Raw genomic sequence first — 17,728 nt, forward strand, 5'->3', positions numbered from 1 at the left:
CATCATATAACCCTATTTCAACTTATTTTCACGTTTTGATGATATCAATATCTCTTCATATTGTTTCATATCTCTAAGAATTGTATCTATGCCATTTACAACACATTCTTTTGGATTTTCTACTAAATTAATTGACAGAGAAGTTTCATTTTTTATTAATACATCTAAATTTCCTAGAAGTGAACTTCCCCCAGTTAGATAAATGCCTGTTTCCAATATATCAGAAGATAATTCTGGTGGTGTCTTTTCTAAAATGTATTTGATAGCATCTATTATAACATTAATATCTTCTTTTAAAGCAATATCAATATCTTCATTTGTAACAGTGACTTTCTTAGGTAATCCAGTAACTACATCTCTTCCAACTACTTCAGTAGATATAATTTCTTCATCATCTATAAAGACATATCCAATTTCTTTTTTAATTTTTTCAGCTGATTTCTTACCAATATAAATACTATATTTTCTCTTAACATAGTTTTTTATATCCTCATCAAATTTATTACCACCTACTTTTAATAATTTACTTATAACAATACCTCCGAGGGAAACAACCGAAACTTCAGTAGTACCTCCACCAATGTCAACTATCATATTGCCATAAGGTTTTAGAACTTCAATTCCTGCACCTACAGCAGCTGCTACTGGTTTCTCTATAAGATAAACCTTTTTAAATCTAAATCCTGAATGTACAAACAAATCGTATAAAGCTTTTCTTTCAACTTCTGATACATCATTAGGGACACTGACTATTGCAACATTATTAGAAAATTTTTTTCCCATTTTAAGATTTCTTAATTGCATTTTAAGCAGCTTACCCATGTTATCAAAGTCGGCAACTACCCCATATTGAACAGGGCTATTCATAATAATATGAGCTGGTGTCTTTTCTAACATTTCATATGCTTCTTCTCCTACAGCTACAATATCATTTTTACTCTTATCTATAGCAATAATATCTGGTTCATCTAATACAATACCCTTATCTCTTTGACTGATATGCATAACTGATGTACCCAAATCAAATCCTAATTCTCTACTAAACATAAAAATCTCCTTTCAAATCCTTGCATCATCTACAGTTACGTTAAGTATTATTTAGTTATATGCATAGTTTAAAAAGCCAAAATGCTATTTACTATGTATACTCTTTTATATTATCTCCAAATATAGTAAAATATTTTCTTAAATTTTGGTTTGCACAGTTAAAGAATAGGACTATTCTATTTTATTTTTGAAATATACCTTGCTCTTTTAAGCTGATATAATTACCATCTCCAATTATAATATGGTCTAATAATTTTATTCCAATAATGTCTCCTGCATTAATTATTCTTTTTGTAATCAAAATATCCTCTCTACTAGGAGTTGGGTCACCACTAGGATGATTATGCAATAAAATCACATGTACTGCATTATGTTTTAGAGCTTCAATAAATACCTCTCTAGGATTAATTAATGAAGCATTAACTGTTCCTACTGTAAGAAATTTATCGGATATAATTTGATTTTTAGTATCTAGAAATACAATTTTCAAATGCTCTTGCTTTAGATATCTAAGCTCTTCCATAAAAATAGATGCAATTGTTCCTGGAGAAGAAATCTTTAATTTCGTAACTGCATTATTTTTAGAAATACGCTTTGACAATTCTGCAATAGCTTTGATTTGTATTGATTTAACTCTTCCAATACCAGATACTTTTTGCAAATCTTCTAAAGATAATTCGTATATTCCCCTTATGCCTTGTTTTTTTATTCCCAGTATTCTTTGAGCTAATTCAATGGAACGTTCCTTTTTAGAACCACTTCTTATAATGATAGCTAATAATTCTGCATCAGATAATACACCTGGACCACAAGCCTCTAACTTTTCGTAAGGTCTCTCTGATAAGGGCAGATCTTTAACCCTCATCCTACTGTCGATTCCCATTATTAATACCCCCTAGATATAATAAAAAAAATGGTATTGAGTTAAAACTGTAATAAACTAATAGCTTATATTGTGTTAAATGTTTTATTACACAATATATAAATAGAGTTAAGGTTAATAACTAACTCTCAACTCTAATAGATAAATTTAATTAAGATATATAGTATATAAATATAATTATCTACTTATTTTTTATCTTACTTAACAATCTGAAAATAATTAACCCCTAGTTTACTTAATCCTTTATATAATTTATTTAACGGCAATCCCATTACGTTATAATAATCGCCATTTATCTTTTCAATAAAAATTGACCCTACCCCTTGAATACCGTATGCACCAGCTTTATCAAGAGGTTCTCCTGTGTTTATATAACAAGTTATTTCTTCTTCATTCAACTCTTTCATATATACTTCTGTAACTTCATGAGATATATAATTATTATTAGAGTTCATATTAAGTATAGCGATACCTGAATATACTAAATGTTTCTTTCCAGATAGCTTTTTCAAGTAATCCCTGGCTTGTATAGTATCTTTGGGTTTTCCTAAGATTTTATCTTCATAAACTACAACTGTATCACAACCTATTACCAAAGAATCATTATCTACTAATTTAGAAACACTATTAGCCTTTTCATATGCAAGCTTCTCAACAAATTCCCATGGTAGATCTTGCTCAAATCTATCTTCATCCAAATTACTTACTTTTACATCAAAATCTAAATTAAGTCTTTCAAGCAATTCTTTTCTTCTTGGGGATTTGGAAGCTAAAATAATATTTTTCAAAATCTTCACTTCCAATATTATAGTTTTCTATAAACAAGTATACCCGCTATTATACCAATAATACTCGTAATAGTAATTTTAAAATTTAACTGTAAAACAATTACCAATACTTCTAACTTCAATTTTACAGGATTTTCCATACCAAATTCTAGTCCATAATTAAGCCATCTAAGCCATTCAACATTTCTTGCTAGAGAACCCAAAAATCCTCCTAAAACGATACCAGCTAGTATGAGTAGAAATAGCGCCCATCCATTTTTATTACTTCTTCTATAACTCATTACATTCACCCCTTCAGATCTTGTTCAACACTAACTATATCTTTTATTAAGGAGTCCCTTAATGAAATAATTTTATCATATATAAAAAACTTTGTATACACAAAAAACATTTTTTTTAGAACAATTTAATAAAAAAGTAAAACCCAGAATATGTATATATTACCAATATAATATTTTTTATTGGTATGAGAAATTAATGTAAAAAAATGAATATTATATTGTTTAATGTGACTAAAATTAATTTTGGGCAATATAAAAGCAGGTATTTAACCCTGCTTTTTTACTGTAATTGCATGTGTTGGACATTTTTCTACACATTTCATACAACTGGTACATTTATCATAATCTATTTTTGCTAAATTATTTTCAACACTTATTGCATCAAACTCACAAACCTTTGTACATAAGCGACAGCCGATACAACCAACATCACAGCTTAATTTAACATCTTTTCCCTTGTTATTGGAGTTACATTCAACTCTAATATTATTATCATAAGGTACAAGTTCTATCAGGCTCTTAGGACATGCTTCAATACACATACCACATGAAGTACATTTTTCTTCGTCAACCTTAGCAATCGAATCTACAATATGAATTGCATCGAACATACATGCATTAACACAACTTCCAAGTCCTAAACAACCATATTCACACGCTTTAGAACCATTTCCTTGTAGAAAGTTAGCATTTTTACAATCCATAACTCCCACATATTCATATTTTTCTCTAGCTTTATCACATGTTCCTTGACATTTTACAAAAGCGACTTTTTTGACGTCTCCAGTACTTTCTAAACCAAGTAGAGTAGATATTTTTTCCGCAATATCCAAGCCGCCTACAGGACATCCATTTGGTTTAGCATTACCTTCAACCACAGCTTTTGCAAATGCATCACAACCTGCATATCCACATCCACCACAGTTAGCACCTGGAAGTATATCTCTTACTTTAGGTATTTTGGGATCAATCTCAACAGCAAATTTTTTCGCTGCAACTCCCAGTCCTAAACCGAAGACAATACCTAGTCCTCCTATACTTAAGGCAGGATATAATATACTAGTCCATTCCATATCCGTATCCTCCATTTCTAATAATTAAAACCATATATACAAATCAAACTAATTTTTACAATGTTGTTAAGTTCTATATTGAAACTTAAGCTTCTCTAGTTAAATCACTGCTTATATACTATTACTATTATTTAATAAGACCTGAGAAGCCTAAGAATGCAATTGCCATTAATCCAGCTGTAATAAGTACTATAGGATAGCCTTTAAATGATTTAGGTATATCATTATACTCTATTCTTTCTCTAATACCTGCTAGAATAACAATAGCGAGAGTAAAACCTACAGCTGTTCCAAATCCATTAATGATACTTTTGATTAAGGAATATTCAGATTGCATATTTATAACAGCAACACCAAGTACTGCACAATTAGTAGTAATAAGAGGTAAATAAACACCTAATGCTTGGTAGAGTGATGGGCTACTTTTTTGAATAATCATCTCAACAAGTTGTACTAATGAAGCTATTACAAGTATGAATGCTATAGTATATAAGTATTCAATGTTAAAGGTAACTAATATGAATTTATATACTAAATACGATATTATAGACGCTAAAGTCATTACAAATGTAACTGCTAGTCCCATTCCAAATGAAGTCTCTACTTTCTTAGATACGCCTAGAAAAGGACATATTCCTAAAAATCTTGTAAGTACAACATTATTAACCAATATTGCACCAATAAAAAGTAATAATAATTCCATTTTATTCCCTCCTCTACGCTTTCTTAGAATCTTTGTCTTTTATTTTGTTAAATATAGCAAATAATAATCCAAGTACTATAAAAGCGCCAGGAGCTAAGATCATAATTGTAATTGGTTTATAACCTGCTGGCATTACATAAGTCTCAAGAGAAGTACCACTAAGTACAGTTCCCGCACCAAATAGTTCTCTAACAAATCCTATTATTGTTAAAGCAAGTGTAAAACCAAGTCCCATTGAAACACCATCAACAATTGCTGGTAAAACACCATTTTTTGCTGCAAATGCTTCTGCTCTTGCAAGAACAATACAGTTAACAACAATAAGTGGTATAAATAATCCAAGTGCATTATATAATGCAGGTACAAAACCTTGTAAGAACAAATCTACCATTGTAACAAATGATGCTATAATAACAATAAATGCTGGAATCCTAACTTTTGATGGTATGATATTTCTAAGTAGAGATATTACTAGATTAGAAAATAACAATACCACTGTAGTAGCAAGTCCCATACCAATTCCGTTAAAAGCTGAAGTCGTTACTGCAAGTGTTGGACACATTCCTAATACTTGAACAAAAGTTGGATTTTCATCAATTAATCCATTTTTAAATACTTTACCTAGCTTCATTTTACTGTGCCCCCTTACCAAAATTACTATTAAAATAATCACTAGCTACATTAACAGCATTAGTTACAGCTCTTGAAGATATCGTTGCACCACTTAATGCATCAATCTCAGTATCCGTATCCGCTCCATCTTTAACTACAATTAATTGTTTTGTAGGCTTCTCTACGAACTGATCCTTGAACTTATCATTATCAGCATTAGCACCAAGACCAGGTGTTTCACTGTGTTTTATGATGTCAATACCCGAAATAGTACTATCTGCATTAATACCTACGATTAATTCTATATCTCCGCCGTAACCTTCTTTAGTAACTAATTTAAAAGCATAACCTACGACTTCATCATTTCTACTAGCTTCATAAATCTCAGTAATAACTGACTGCTTTGATAGCTCTTCTTCAATCTGTTCAAAATCTGCGTCTTTTATTACACTGTTAAGAGCTACATCTCTAATTTTTATCTGCTGCATCGCTATAGGTTCTTTAGTCACAGTATATGTTAGACCAAGCAGTAAACCAGCACATACTGTAATAGCAAACAAAATCAAGGCATCTTTAACAATATTATTTTTCATTTTTAGCCACCTCCCCAAATGCATTAGGGATTGTAAATTTATCAATCAATGGTACAAAAAGATTCATTATTATTAATGCAAATGATACCCCCTCTGGATAAATACCATATAATCTTATGACAACAGTTAATATACCACATCCAAGACCCATAATGATTTGTCCTGTTTTTGTCATTGGTGATGATGAATAGTCAGTTGCCATATAAATAGCACCTATCATAAGACCACCACTAAAAATCTGATAAGAAGCATAATTAATATCTAATCCTCTACCGCCAATAATCAAAGAAAGTACGAAAACTGTACCAATATATAATACTGGTATTCTCCAATTGATTATCTTCCTGAGTAATAGATAGATACCTCCTAATAATAAAGCTATTGCTGAAGTTTCTCCAATACAACCTCCAATAAAACCGAAAAATGTATCTGCAATGCTTGGAAGACTTCCTGCACCTTCTTTTATTATTCCTAAAGGTGTAGCTGTAGTTACTCCATCTAGTTCCCATCTAGTCATTAATCCTGCAAAAGATATAAGTAAAAATGCTCTTGCTCCTAGAGCAGGATTCATAAAATTCTGTCCTAGTCCACCAAATAATTGTTTAACAATAATTATAGCCACGACACTTCCTAAAACCGGTAGCCAATAAGGAACTGTATGTGGTAGATTAAGTGCTAGTAATATACCTGTAACAACTGCACTATAATCAGATATACTAAGCTTTCTCTTAGTTATGTATTGAAATAGTGCTTCTGATGCAACACATGATATAACGCAAATTAAAACTATAATCAATGCTCTCACACCAAAATGATATATCCCAAATATAGTTGCTGGCATTAAAGCAATAATTACATCCCTCATAATTTTATCAGTAGTCTTATCTGAACGAATATGAGGTGAAGACGATACTATATATTGATCTGTCACAACTAAACCCTCCTACTTAAAACATTAGAAATAATTTATTAATTCTATATTTTTATTTCTTTTTCTTAGCCATTATAGTCCTTTTTGTTGTTCTTATAGAATGAGTTAAATGTCTATTTGAAGGACATATGTATGAGCAAGCTCCACATTCTATACAATTCATACCTTTATATTTCACAAACAAGTCCTCTTCATTGTTTATAGCAAATTTGTTAAGCTCTAAAGGTAATAGATTCATTGGACATATACTTACACACTTACCACATCTAATACAATTACTTTCTTCATTCATTGTAGCTTCTTTTTTAGTCAGACATAGTATAGATGAAGACCCTTTTATTACAGGTACATCTAGTGAAAACAGTGCAAGTCCCATCATAGGTCCGCCTGAGATAACTTTAGCAGGTTCTTCTGTAAATCCGCCAGCAGCATCAATTAATTCTCTATAACTAGTACCAATTCTAACCTTAAAATTCTGTGGTTCTTTTATAGCTCCCCCACTTACAGTAACGATTCTTCTCATTAGAGGTCTTCCTCTAAGAACTGCTCTATGAATAGCTACAACTGTATCTATGTTTTGAACAATACAACCAACATCAGCTGGTAATCCTCCAGCTGGAACTTCTCTCTTAGTTATAGAATAGATGAGTTGTTTTTCAGCCCCTTGTGGATACTTTGTTTTCAAAGTTGCAACGCTGATATTACTAATACCTTTTACAGCCTCTTTCATAGCTTTTATGGCATCTGGCTTATTGTCTTCTATTCCAATAACACCTTTGGCATCTGGAAAAAGATGTAGTATTATCTCAAGCCCTTTTACAACTCTTTGGGTTTCTTCAATCATAATCCTATGATCAGATGTCAAATAAGGCTCACATTCTGCACCATTAACAATTATATGATCAATTTTTTTCTCTGGAGGAGGTGATAATTTTATGAATGTGGGAAATGTTGCTCCACCCATACCTACTATACCAGCCTCTTTTATAATATTAATTATTTCTTCCCTTGAAAGGTTTTTATAGTCCTTTCTTTCTTTCATTGTTTCTATTTCTATATATTCACCATCATTTTCAATAACAATTGCTTGTACTTTTGAACCATTAGGATGAAGTACATCTTTGATGGCTTTAACTGTACCTGAAACTGTTGCATGGATTGGTGAAGAAACGAATCCTTGAGGTTCTCCTATTTTCTGTCCCATTAAGACTTTATCACCTTTCTTAACTAAAGGTTTGCAAGGTGCTCCTATATGCTGTAACATTGGGAAAACCAAATCACCTTTTGGCATATAAATCTTAATAGGTTTTTTTTCTGTGGAATCTTTAGAATGACTAGGATGAATCCCTCTTTTAAAAGTCAATGCTCCCATTAGTATCCCCCTGTCTTTTGACTGTTTTTAATGAATAAATTATTTTTTTACATTTTAGATATATTACCAATAAATATAATTATTAGTTTTTAATGTTATAATAGTATCCATTTCCATATTAATAATAATACAATTACCACAGTAATACAAGAATTGATAAAAAAAGTACAAAGTAGTAATCTTGTGCAATACTATTAATATGGCACTATTGTTTATTGTATACAATATGCCTCCTTTCAATTTAACCATTAATTTAATAAAAAAAGTTATAATTATTGGTAAGTTTGTTAATTCATTAACATTAGATGAATTTATATAAAAAAAGCTAAAAGATATAATGTTATATCTTTTAGCTTTTGTCTCCGTGGCTCTTAAGCTCATCAATATTTTCTTTTAAAAATTCCTTCAACCATTTAATAATATCTAAATTAGTTAATGGTACTTCATCACCCAAAACTTCTTTTAGTTCTTTAGTAGATATATCAAATGATTTCTCATTATAGTAATGCTCATATTGTATATCAATATCACCATTAGATGAAATAAGAGTTGCTATTGTCGATACCATATCACCTATAGGTGGTCTATCAATATGATTATATTCCATACTAGCATTTATATAAGTACCTTGTTTGATAGATGAATCTATTTCTAATCTACCATTACAAATATTACAAGTATTATCTAACAATGGTATTCCCAGTCCTACACGTCTCATGGTTCTTGATGTAGTAAATGGATTGCGGATGTCTTTTAATATTTCTTCGTCTATTCCAGTCCCATTATCTTTAATACTGAATTCAAAAATATTATCTTTGATTAATTCTTTCACTAAAATAGTAATTATGTTTGCATCAGCTCTTATACTATTCTGTGCAATATCAAGTATATGCATAGATAATTCTTTCATATTTAACAGATTCCTTTCATAAATCCTTTAAATATTCTTGATTCCTAATGCTACAAGGTCGCTAACCATTTCGAAAGATGACTTTTTAGTAGTTAGTATAGGTATATTTTCCTCATTTGCCTTTATGATAGCATCTTCTTCAACTTTAAATCCTTCTGAAACAATTATACACGCAGAACCAGTAAGTACTGCTACTGCTACTATATTAACATGGCTTTGGATTGTAATCCATATGTTACCTTCTTTCGCTTTACCCATTACCACACTTAATAAATCACCTACAAAACCACCTTTTATTTCCCCTTGTAACCCTTCTTTACCAGCAACCAATTCAAGGTTAAGCTTACTTTTTAATTCTTCAACTATCATTGTGATGACCTCTTTTCTAATATCTTATTATTTATAGTCTCATTACTAATGGATGGTGGCATTTTTTGAGCTAATGTAACCATTTGTTCAGCCATATCTCTTACCTTTTGCCTTAACATAAACACACAATCTTCTATATTAGCTTTACCACAGACTATATCTTCGGCTAATGCTCTGCAAGTCGGTGCCCCACAAGAACCACAGTCAATCTTTGGCAAAATATCATAGATTCTTTCCAATTGTTCTAATTTTTCGATAGCTTTTTCTACATTATCATCAAGCTTCATAACATGTTTAGTTTCTAATGGGTTAGACCAATACAAATCAATTTTTTCATCAAACAATGGTATATCCCTTTTTTTTCCTTCACCACTGTTGTATTTTTTGATTTTATCCATCCTATTACTGGAAACGAAGCAATTTTCTACGGTTAGTGGCCCACCTAGACATCCTCCAACGCATGCTAGACATTCAATAAAATTAACATCATCCAACTTGCCATTTTCTACTCTTTCCAGTATCTTAATAACATTTTCTATACCATCTACAGCTATATGATTCTCAATACCAGATGCATATCCTTCACCACCAGTATGAGCCCAGCCGATACCTGTATTACTACTCATTTGGAGTATCTCAGGTTCTTTTATCGTCTTTATTACCGGAACTAATTTGAGATATATCTCTTTTAGTGAAATAACACCGTCTACATAGGATTCATCGATAACTTGTGGCTGTTTACTATTAGTAACTTTTGCAGCACAAGGCGATATAAAGAAAATTCCTATATCTTCTTTTTTAATTCCTTTACCTACTAAATATTTTTTAGCATATCTCGCCATTGCTTCTTTTGGTGATATGATTGGTAAAATATTAGGTATTAAAGAAGGAAATCTAATTTGAATGAGCTTTACGATTGCTGGACATGCAGAAGATATAACTGGTTTAAGCAAATTATCTTTTGCTATCATTCTTTTACTCTCTTCGGTTATAATCTCAGCTGCCCTTGCAACTTCAAAAACCTCATCAAAACCAAGTTTTTTTAATGCTGTCAGAATAATATTAGGGTCTACAATCCCTCTAAATTGTGTATACAATGTGGGAGCTGGTATAGCTACCTTATATTTATAATCATTTATTTTATCTAATGGTTCTGTTATTGCTTTTTTAGCATGGTTACGACAGACTCGAATACACATACCACAATCAATACACCGCTCGTCCATGATATGTGCTTTTCCATTTCTAACTCTTATGGCTTCTGTTGGACAACGCTTAATACAATCTGTACAACCAATGCATTTATCTATATCTAACCTTACAGAATGTAATACTTCCTCCATACTTAGCCTCCTCAAAACCAATTTATTAATCTAATACCTTCTAATCTTTTATGTTAAAAGTTAGTTCAAGTTTTGTTCCTTTTCCTATTTTTGTCTCTATCTCCATGTTATCACTATGTTTCTTTATGTTAGGTAATCCCATTCCTGCACCAAAACCCATTTCTCTAGCTTTTCTTGATGCAGTAGAGTAACCTTCTTTCATTGCCAAATCAATATTTTCTATTCCTGGACCTTCGTCGTTGATAATAACATCTATTGTTTCTGGAGTTATCTCTACGTCAATGACTCCTCCATTAGCATGAATTACCATATTTATCTCTGCTTCATACATACATATGGATACTTTTCTAATAATAATAGGAGATATTCCAAGTTGTTTTAAAGTCTTTTTTAATTTACTTGATGCAACTCCTGCAGAAATAAACTCGCCACCTTCAACGTCATAATGAATCTTCATCGTGAGCTATCTCCTCTCCTTCTAAACCATTTTTATACAATAAACCACATGCTGTAAATAAAGTATGTTTAGTTGTTAATAAAATAATATTTTTCATTTCTGCCATACGTATTAGTTCACTGCTAGGTCGTTTACCTCTCACAAAAGCTATAGCATTAATATCTAACATCTCAGCTGTTCTAATCACCTGAGGATGAACAAGTCCTGAAAGTAATATAATATCATTTCTGACAAATGCTAATACGTCACTCATTAGATCGCATCCATACCCATAATCTACATTTAAATCTAACATATCTTCCCCTGTCAGTATGTCTGCATTAAGTATTTCTCTAATTTCACTAACAAGCACTTTACCACCCCCATTTTATTATGTAATATTCATTTTCACATAGATATTATAACAGATTGTTATGAATTTGACAAACTAGACTTCGCATTTTTTTACATTTTATTTGCTTCAGGAAATGGCTCAGTAACTCTTTCTAATATACCTTTTACATAAGCGATTAGTACACCATAATTAACAATAGGTATATTATTATCTAGTGCAACTTTGATTCTATGTTGTACTTCTCGTCTATTCAACATACATCCACCACAATGAACTATTAGGGAATAGTTCTTCAAGTTATTAGGATATTTGAATCCACTAGAAAATTCAAATTTTATATTTTTGCCTGTATATTCTTTAATCCATCTAGGGATTTTTACAGTACCAATATCGTCTGATTGTCTATGATGAGTACAACCTTCTGCTATTAATATCTTATCTCCATCTTTTAATGATTCTAATTTCTTAGCACCTTCTATTAGATTGATTAAATCTCCTTTGTGTCTTGCAAATAATATGGAAAAGGAAGTAAGCATAATATCGTTAGGCGTATCTTTTGATACCCTCTCAAAAACTTGAGAATCCGTAATAACAATTTTAGGTTTTTTGCCAATGTTTTCAAGGGTCTCTTTTAACTTATACTCCTTGGTTACAATAGAGATTGCATCATTATCTAATATGTCTCTAATTACTTGCTGTTGAGGTAGAATAAGTCTTCCTTTTGGTGCAGCTTTATCAATAGGAACTACTAATACTACAAAATCACCTGGTTCAATAATATCTCCAACTAGCTCACATCCTTTATTATTATCAGGAAGTAATCTAATAATTTCGTTCTTGAGCTCTTCTATACCTTTTTTCTCTATGGCTGATACTGGAATTAGTTTAAGAGATAACTCTTTTTCCATTACTTTCAACTTATCTTTTGATATATTTTTGATGTCTATTTTATTGACAACACCTGCCACAGGTATTTTTTTATCTTTTATGCTCTTCAAAATATCTTTTTCAAAATCTGTGATTCCTGATTCTGCATCAATGGTTAATATTGCTAGATCTGTCTTATTCAGTACGTCCAGTGTCTTTTTCTTTCTAAGTTCTCCCAATTCACCTTCATCATCCAGTCCAGCTGTATCAATAATTACAACCGGACCTATTGGTAGTATTTCCATAGCCTTATATACTGGATCTGTAGTAGTTCCTTTCACTGATGATACTAATGCTATATCTTGATTGGTTATAGCATTAATAATACTGGACTTTCCTACATTCCTTTTTCCAAATAGAGCAATATGTACTCTATCTCCTCTAGGTGTCCTATTCAAACTCATAACCTGCCTCCTCGTGTCCCTTATGGATTCTATCTATAGTGCAAGCGATTCTTTATCGTCTTTTTCTTCTTTGTCATTCTTATCTATATACTTATCAATAACTATATCTCCATTTTTTTCTTCAAGGTTACTCTTAGCTACAGATAACATCAATTTGATTCTATTTAATTGATTTACTTCACTAGCACCTGGATCATAATCTATAGCTACTATATTAGCTCTTTTGTATTTTTTTCTAATTGGTTTAATCATTGATTTACCTACTACATGATTAGGCAAACATGCAAATGGTTGAACACAGACAATATTTTCTACGCCTTCTTTCACTAATTCTACCATTTCTCCTGTCAAAAACCATCCTTCACCAGTTTGGTTACCAAGAGATATTAACTCTTCTGCATAGATTGCTTTTTCATCAATAGAAGATGGTGCTCTGAAGCGTTTACTATTTTCTAGCGCTTTCTTAGATGTTTTCCTGTACATCTCAATAACTTTTATTGCTATTTTACTGAGAGTCCACGCTTTCTTTGTTCCGTTTAGTTTCTCATATTTGAATTTATTGTTATACGCACAATACAAGAAGAAGTCTAATAAATCTGGTACACTAGCTTCAGCACCTTCTTTTTCTAGAGTTTTAACTAGATTGTTATTTCCAATTGGATGATACTTAATAAGTATTTCACCAACTACTCCAACTTTTGGTTTCAATATATCTCTTATTGGAAGTTCATCAAACTCTTTAACAATACCTTTTATATTTTTTTTGAATTCATGTATTCTGCCGTTTTCAACATTTTTGAGTGCTTTTTGCTTCCATTTATCATATAGTTTATTAGCTGATCCTTTTACTTTTTCATAGGGTCTTGTTGCATATAGTACCCTCATTAACACATCACCGTATATTGTTGCTACAAGAGCTCTATGTATCAAAGGTAGTGTGAATTTGAATCCTGGATTAGTTTCAAGTCCTGATGCATTAATTGATACAACAGGAACACTATTAATTCCTAAATCATCTAAAGCTTTTCTTATAAAACCTATATAATTAGAAGCTCTACATCCTCCTCCTGTTTGTGTAATGAATACAGAAGTATTATTCAAATCATATTTACCTGATTTTAATGCCTTGATAATCTGTCCTACAACTAATATAGATGGATAACATGCATCGTTATTTACATGTTTCAAGCCTTCCTCAACTGCACCTGGATCCACATGTGGAAGTATAACCACATTATATCCTACTTTCTTTAAACCTACTTCAAAAAAGTCAAAATGCATAGGTGACATTTGAGGTGCTAATATAGTATGGTTCTTTTTATCTTCTTTAGTGAACACTACTCTGTCATGGTTTATCTGTTTTTTCACAGGTTGGATACCACTCTTATCTCTTTCATCTAGGGCAGCTTTTAGAGAACGCATTCTTATTCTTATAGCTCCTAAGTTATTACCTTCATCTATCTTAATTAAAGTATATATTTTTCCATGTTCACCAAGTATATCGTGAACTTGGTCTGCTGTAACTGCGTCAACTCCACAACCAAATGAGGTTAGCTGAACAAGTTCAATATTATCTTTTTTACCCACAAATTCAGCAGCAGAGTATAATCTTGAATGATAAGCCCATTGATCCAATACTCTAAGTGGTCTTTTAACATTGGCTAGATGACAAATTGAATCCTCTGTCAGTATAGCCATACCTAAATCTGTTATTATGTTAGTTAATCCATGATTGATTTCTGGATCTATATGATAAGGTCTTCCAGCTAATACAATTCCTCTATTACCTGTTTCATCCAAGTATTTTACAACTTCTTCTCCCTTATTTCTTATGTCATTTCTGACATTCATCTTTTCTTTCCAAGCTAAACTAGCAGCTTCATAAATCTCTTCTTTGCTAATGCCACTGCCTTCTAATTCTTCTGCTAACCTTTCTGCTAGACGTTCCTCATCATCCATAGGTAAAAACGGGTTAAGAAACTTGATATTTTCATCTTCTAGATTTTCTACATTATGCTTTATGGTTTCAGGATAAGATGTAACTATTGGGCAGTTAAAGTGATTATCTGAACCTTTTATTTCCTTTTCTTCATATGGTACACATGGATAGAATATTGTTTTAATACCTTTTTTTATAAGGTGCATAATATGTCCATGTACAATCTTAGCTGGATAACAAGCTGATTCTGATGGTATTGTTTCAATACCTTCCTCATATAGTTTTTTAGTTGAACGAGGTGATATAATAACCCTATAGCCTAGTTTAGTAAAGAAAGTGAACCAATATGGGTAATTTTCGTATAGATTCAATACTCTTGGAATACCTATAGTACCCCTTTTAGCTTCTTCTTCACTTAATGGTTTATAATCAAATAATCTTTTATATTTGAAATCATATAGGTTAGGGATGTTCTTGCTTTTCTTCTCTCCCCCTGCACCTCTTTCACATCTATTACCAGAAATGTGTTCTCTTCCACCTGGGAATTTGTTGATTGTAAGTAAACAATGGTTATTACATAAAGGACATCTTTTCATATCTGTTTTAAATGTAAAGGAATCTATCTGTTCTGCTTGTAATAGAGTACTTTCTATACCATTATCTCTTTCTTTTGCGATTATCGCAGCACCAAAAGCACCCATTATTCCTGCTATGTTCGGTCTTATAACTTCTCTTTCAGATATTATCTCAAAAGCTCTAAGTACTGAATCATTGTAAAAAGTTCCACCTTGTACAATGATTTTTTCACCCATTTCCTTAGGATCTCTTATTTTAATTACTTTTTGTAGAGCATTCTTTATAACAGAATAAGATAATCCTGCAGATATATCATTAATAGTAGCTCCTTCTTTTTGAGCCTGTTTTACTCTTGAATTCATGAATACAGTACATCTTGATCCTAAATCCACTGGACTCTTGGATTCTAAAGCTGACTTTGCAAAGCTTTCAATATTCATGTTTAATGATTTTGCAAAGGTTTCTAAGAATGAACCACAACCAGATGAACATGCTTCGTTTAATAGGATATCGTCTATTACTCCATTTTTGATTCTAAGGCATTTCATATCCTGTCCACCAATATCCAATATGAAATCTACCCCCGGTAAAAAGGTATTGGCTGCCTTATAATGTGCAATGGTTTCTATTTCACCAATGTCCACTTTTAATGCTTCTTTTATTAATGCTTCTCCATAACCTGTTACAGTTGAATTAGCTATTACTGCTTTATTAGGTAGGATTGAATAAATAGTTTTTATAATATCTACAGTCTGCTTTAATGGCTTACCTCCATTACTTCCATAATATGAATATAGTAATTTTCCGTCTTTATCAATTAATGCCACCTTAGTAGTTGTAGAACCTGCATCAATACCAAGATAACACTTGCCTTCATATGTTGATAATTCTCTTCTTTCTACAACATTTTTACTATGTCTTAACATGAATGAATCTAGTTCTTTTTTATCTTTGAATAGTGATTGTAATCTAGCTACTTCATTAGTAGCTGTATTAGTAAGATTTTCCATTCTTTCTAAAATGGATTTGAAAGGTACTGGTTCTTCTTTTTTAGACTCTATAGCTGCACCTAATGCCACAAACAGTTGCGAATTTGGTGGTATAATTGATTGTTTACTTGTTAATTTTAAGGTTTCAATGAACCTTTGTCTAAGTTCTGATAAAAAGTAAAGTGGTCCACCTAAAAAAGCAATGTTACCTCTTATTGGTTTACCACATGCCAGACCACTTATAGTTTGATTAACAACTGCTTGAAATACAGATACTGCAATATCCTCTTTAGCAGCACCTTCATTCAATAATGGTTGAATGTCTGTTTTAGCAAAGACTCCACATCTAGCTGCTATTGGATACACTACTTTATGGTTTTTAGCAAGCTCATTAAGCCCCATTGCATCTGTTTCAAGTAATGAACTCATCTGATCAATAAAAGCACCAGTTCCACCAGCACAAGTTCCATTCATTCTTTGCTCAATTGTGTCACCTTCAAAATATGTAATCTTGGCATCTTCGCCACCTAATTCTATGGCTACATCTGTATCAGGTATTTTTAGGTTGATAGCTTTTGTACAAGCGACTACTTCTTGTATGAAAGGTATATTAATCCATTTAGAAACGGCCATTCCACCAGAACCTGTCACCATCACGGTAATATCTGAATCATTAAAATGAGAGTAGGCTCTTTTTATCAACTTACTTACTGTTAATCGTATGTCAGAAAAATGCCTTTTATATTTACTATATAAAATCTCTCCTTGTTCGTTTAATACTACTATTTTTACCGTAGTTGAACCTACGTCCAATCCAACACTTAATATGTTATTCATATATTCGCAAAAAAAATGCTTCGCCTCCTATAACTCATTGTCTCCTATAACAATAATGATTATTATTATATTATACCATTTTACAATAACATTCAACTTAATATTTCATTAATGTTTTTTACTGGTATCAGTATATAGATTAATCACTAACATTCGATCATAGGAATGAATTGCCAGAAATTGCAAAAGCTTATAGCAAGAGTGTAGAAGAGTTAAATGATGACATTATATTTGATTCTATTCTCATCCCATTTAGGGGTATGATTAACATAGCCATCAATATCTAACTCATACACTTTAAATAACTTAGTAGCATTTGCCACACCCCCATTACCATCATCTACATGTATTTTTATCTCA

Annotated in this window: 17 protein-coding genes; all 17 read right to left on the minus strand. The window is 31.5% G+C overall.

Annotation, left to right across the window (positions count from 1 at the left end):
• Nucleotides 1-12: 12 nt before the first annotated feature.
• Complete coding sequence (locus N4A55_RS16560; RefSeq protein ID WP_293758536.1) at nt 13-1,047, minus strand: rod shape-determining protein; 1,035 nt, start codon at nt 1,045-1,047, stop codon at nt 13-15.
• Between the two features lie 181 nt (nt 1,048-1,228).
• Nucleotides 1,229-1,930 carry a RadC family protein gene (gene radC, locus N4A55_RS16565; RefSeq protein ID WP_293758538.1) on the minus strand — a complete coding sequence of 234 codons (702 nt, stop codon included), beginning with the start codon at nt 1,928-1,930 and terminating at the stop codon, nt 1,229-1,231.
• Nucleotides 1,931-2,127: 197 nt separating this feature from the next.
• Nucleotides 2,128-2,718 carry a Maf family protein gene (locus N4A55_RS16570; protein ID WP_293758540.1) on the minus strand — a complete coding sequence of 197 codons (591 nt, stop codon included), beginning with the start codon at nt 2,716-2,718 and terminating at the stop codon, nt 2,128-2,130.
• A gap of 17 nt (nt 2,719-2,735) precedes the next feature.
• On the minus strand, nt 2,736-2,999 hold the full coding sequence (locus N4A55_RS16575) for a DUF4321 domain-containing protein (RefSeq protein WP_293758541.1): 264 nt from the start codon (nt 2,997-2,999) through the stop codon (nt 2,736-2,738).
• Nucleotides 3,000-3,265: 266 nt separating this feature from the next.
• Complete coding sequence (locus tag N4A55_RS16580; protein ID WP_293758542.1) at nt 3,266-4,072, minus strand: RnfABCDGE type electron transport complex subunit B; 807 nt, start codon at nt 4,070-4,072, stop codon at nt 3,266-3,268.
• Nucleotides 4,073-4,199: 127 nt separating this feature from the next.
• Nucleotides 4,200-4,775, minus strand: coding sequence for an electron transport complex subunit RsxA (gene rsxA / locus N4A55_RS16585; RefSeq protein WP_293758544.1), 576 nt, complete (start codon nt 4,773-4,775; stop codon nt 4,200-4,202).
• 13 nt (nt 4,776-4,788) lie between these two features.
• On the minus strand, nt 4,789-5,406 hold the full coding sequence (rsxE, locus tag N4A55_RS16590) for an electron transport complex subunit RsxE (RefSeq protein WP_293758545.1): 618 nt from the start codon (nt 5,404-5,406) through the stop codon (nt 4,789-4,791).
• Between the two features lies 1 nt (nt 5,407).
• The gene (locus tag N4A55_RS16595) at nt 5,408-5,980 is read right to left on the minus strand and encodes an RnfABCDGE type electron transport complex subunit G (protein WP_293758546.1); all 573 of its coding nucleotides are present in this window, start codon (nt 5,978-5,980) and stop codon (nt 5,408-5,410) included.
• Nucleotides 5,970-6,911: an RnfABCDGE type electron transport complex subunit D gene (locus N4A55_RS16600; protein WP_293758547.1), complete on the minus strand. Its 942-nt coding sequence runs from the start codon at nt 6,909-6,911 to the stop codon at nt 5,970-5,972. The genes N4A55_RS16595 and N4A55_RS16600 overlap by 11 nt, the downstream gene beginning before the upstream one ends.
• A 52-nt stretch (nt 6,912-6,963) precedes the next feature.
• Nucleotides 6,964-8,283, minus strand: coding sequence for an electron transport complex subunit RsxC (gene rsxC, locus N4A55_RS16605; protein WP_293758549.1), 1,320 nt, complete (start codon nt 8,281-8,283; stop codon nt 6,964-6,966).
• 349 nt (nt 8,284-8,632) lie between these two features.
• Nucleotides 8,633-9,193, minus strand: a complete 561-nt coding sequence (locus tag N4A55_RS16610) for an ATP-binding protein (RefSeq protein WP_293758550.1) — start codon at nt 9,191-9,193, stop codon at nt 8,633-8,635.
• A gap of 27 nt (nt 9,194-9,220) precedes the next feature.
• Nucleotides 9,221-9,562 (minus strand): DRTGG domain-containing protein, encoded by a 342-nt coding sequence (locus N4A55_RS16615; RefSeq protein WP_293758552.1) that lies wholly within the window; start codon nt 9,560-9,562, stop codon nt 9,221-9,223.
• Nucleotides 9,559-10,905 (minus strand): [Fe-Fe] hydrogenase large subunit C-terminal domain-containing protein, encoded by a 1,347-nt coding sequence (locus N4A55_RS16620; RefSeq protein WP_293758554.1) that lies wholly within the window; start codon nt 10,903-10,905, stop codon nt 9,559-9,561. The genes N4A55_RS16615 and N4A55_RS16620 overlap by 4 nt, the downstream gene beginning before the upstream one ends.
• A gap of 40 nt (nt 10,906-10,945) precedes the next feature.
• The gene (locus tag N4A55_RS16625) at nt 10,946-11,362 is read right to left on the minus strand and encodes an ATP-binding protein (RefSeq protein ID WP_293758557.1); all 417 of its coding nucleotides are present in this window, start codon (nt 11,360-11,362) and stop codon (nt 10,946-10,948) included.
• Nucleotides 11,346-11,714: a hypothetical protein gene (locus tag N4A55_RS16630; RefSeq protein ID WP_293758559.1), complete on the minus strand. Its 369-nt coding sequence runs from the start codon at nt 11,712-11,714 to the stop codon at nt 11,346-11,348. The genes N4A55_RS16625 and N4A55_RS16630 overlap by 17 nt, the downstream gene beginning before the upstream one ends.
• 92 nt (nt 11,715-11,806) lie before the next feature.
• Nucleotides 11,807-13,027 (minus strand): [FeFe] hydrogenase H-cluster maturation GTPase HydF, encoded by a 1,221-nt coding sequence (gene hydF, locus N4A55_RS16635; protein ID WP_293758562.1) that lies wholly within the window; start codon nt 13,025-13,027, stop codon nt 11,807-11,809.
• A 33-nt stretch (nt 13,028-13,060) separates the two neighbouring features.
• Complete coding sequence (locus N4A55_RS16640) at nt 13,061-17,368, minus strand: 2-hydroxyacyl-CoA dehydratase (protein WP_293758565.1); 4,308 nt, start codon at nt 17,366-17,368, stop codon at nt 13,061-13,063.
• Between the last annotated feature and the right edge of the window lie 360 nt (nt 17,369-17,728).

The organism is Vallitalea sp., assembly GCF_025211055.1.
Lineage (GTDB): Bacteria > Bacillota > Clostridia > Lachnospirales > Vallitaleaceae > Vallitalea.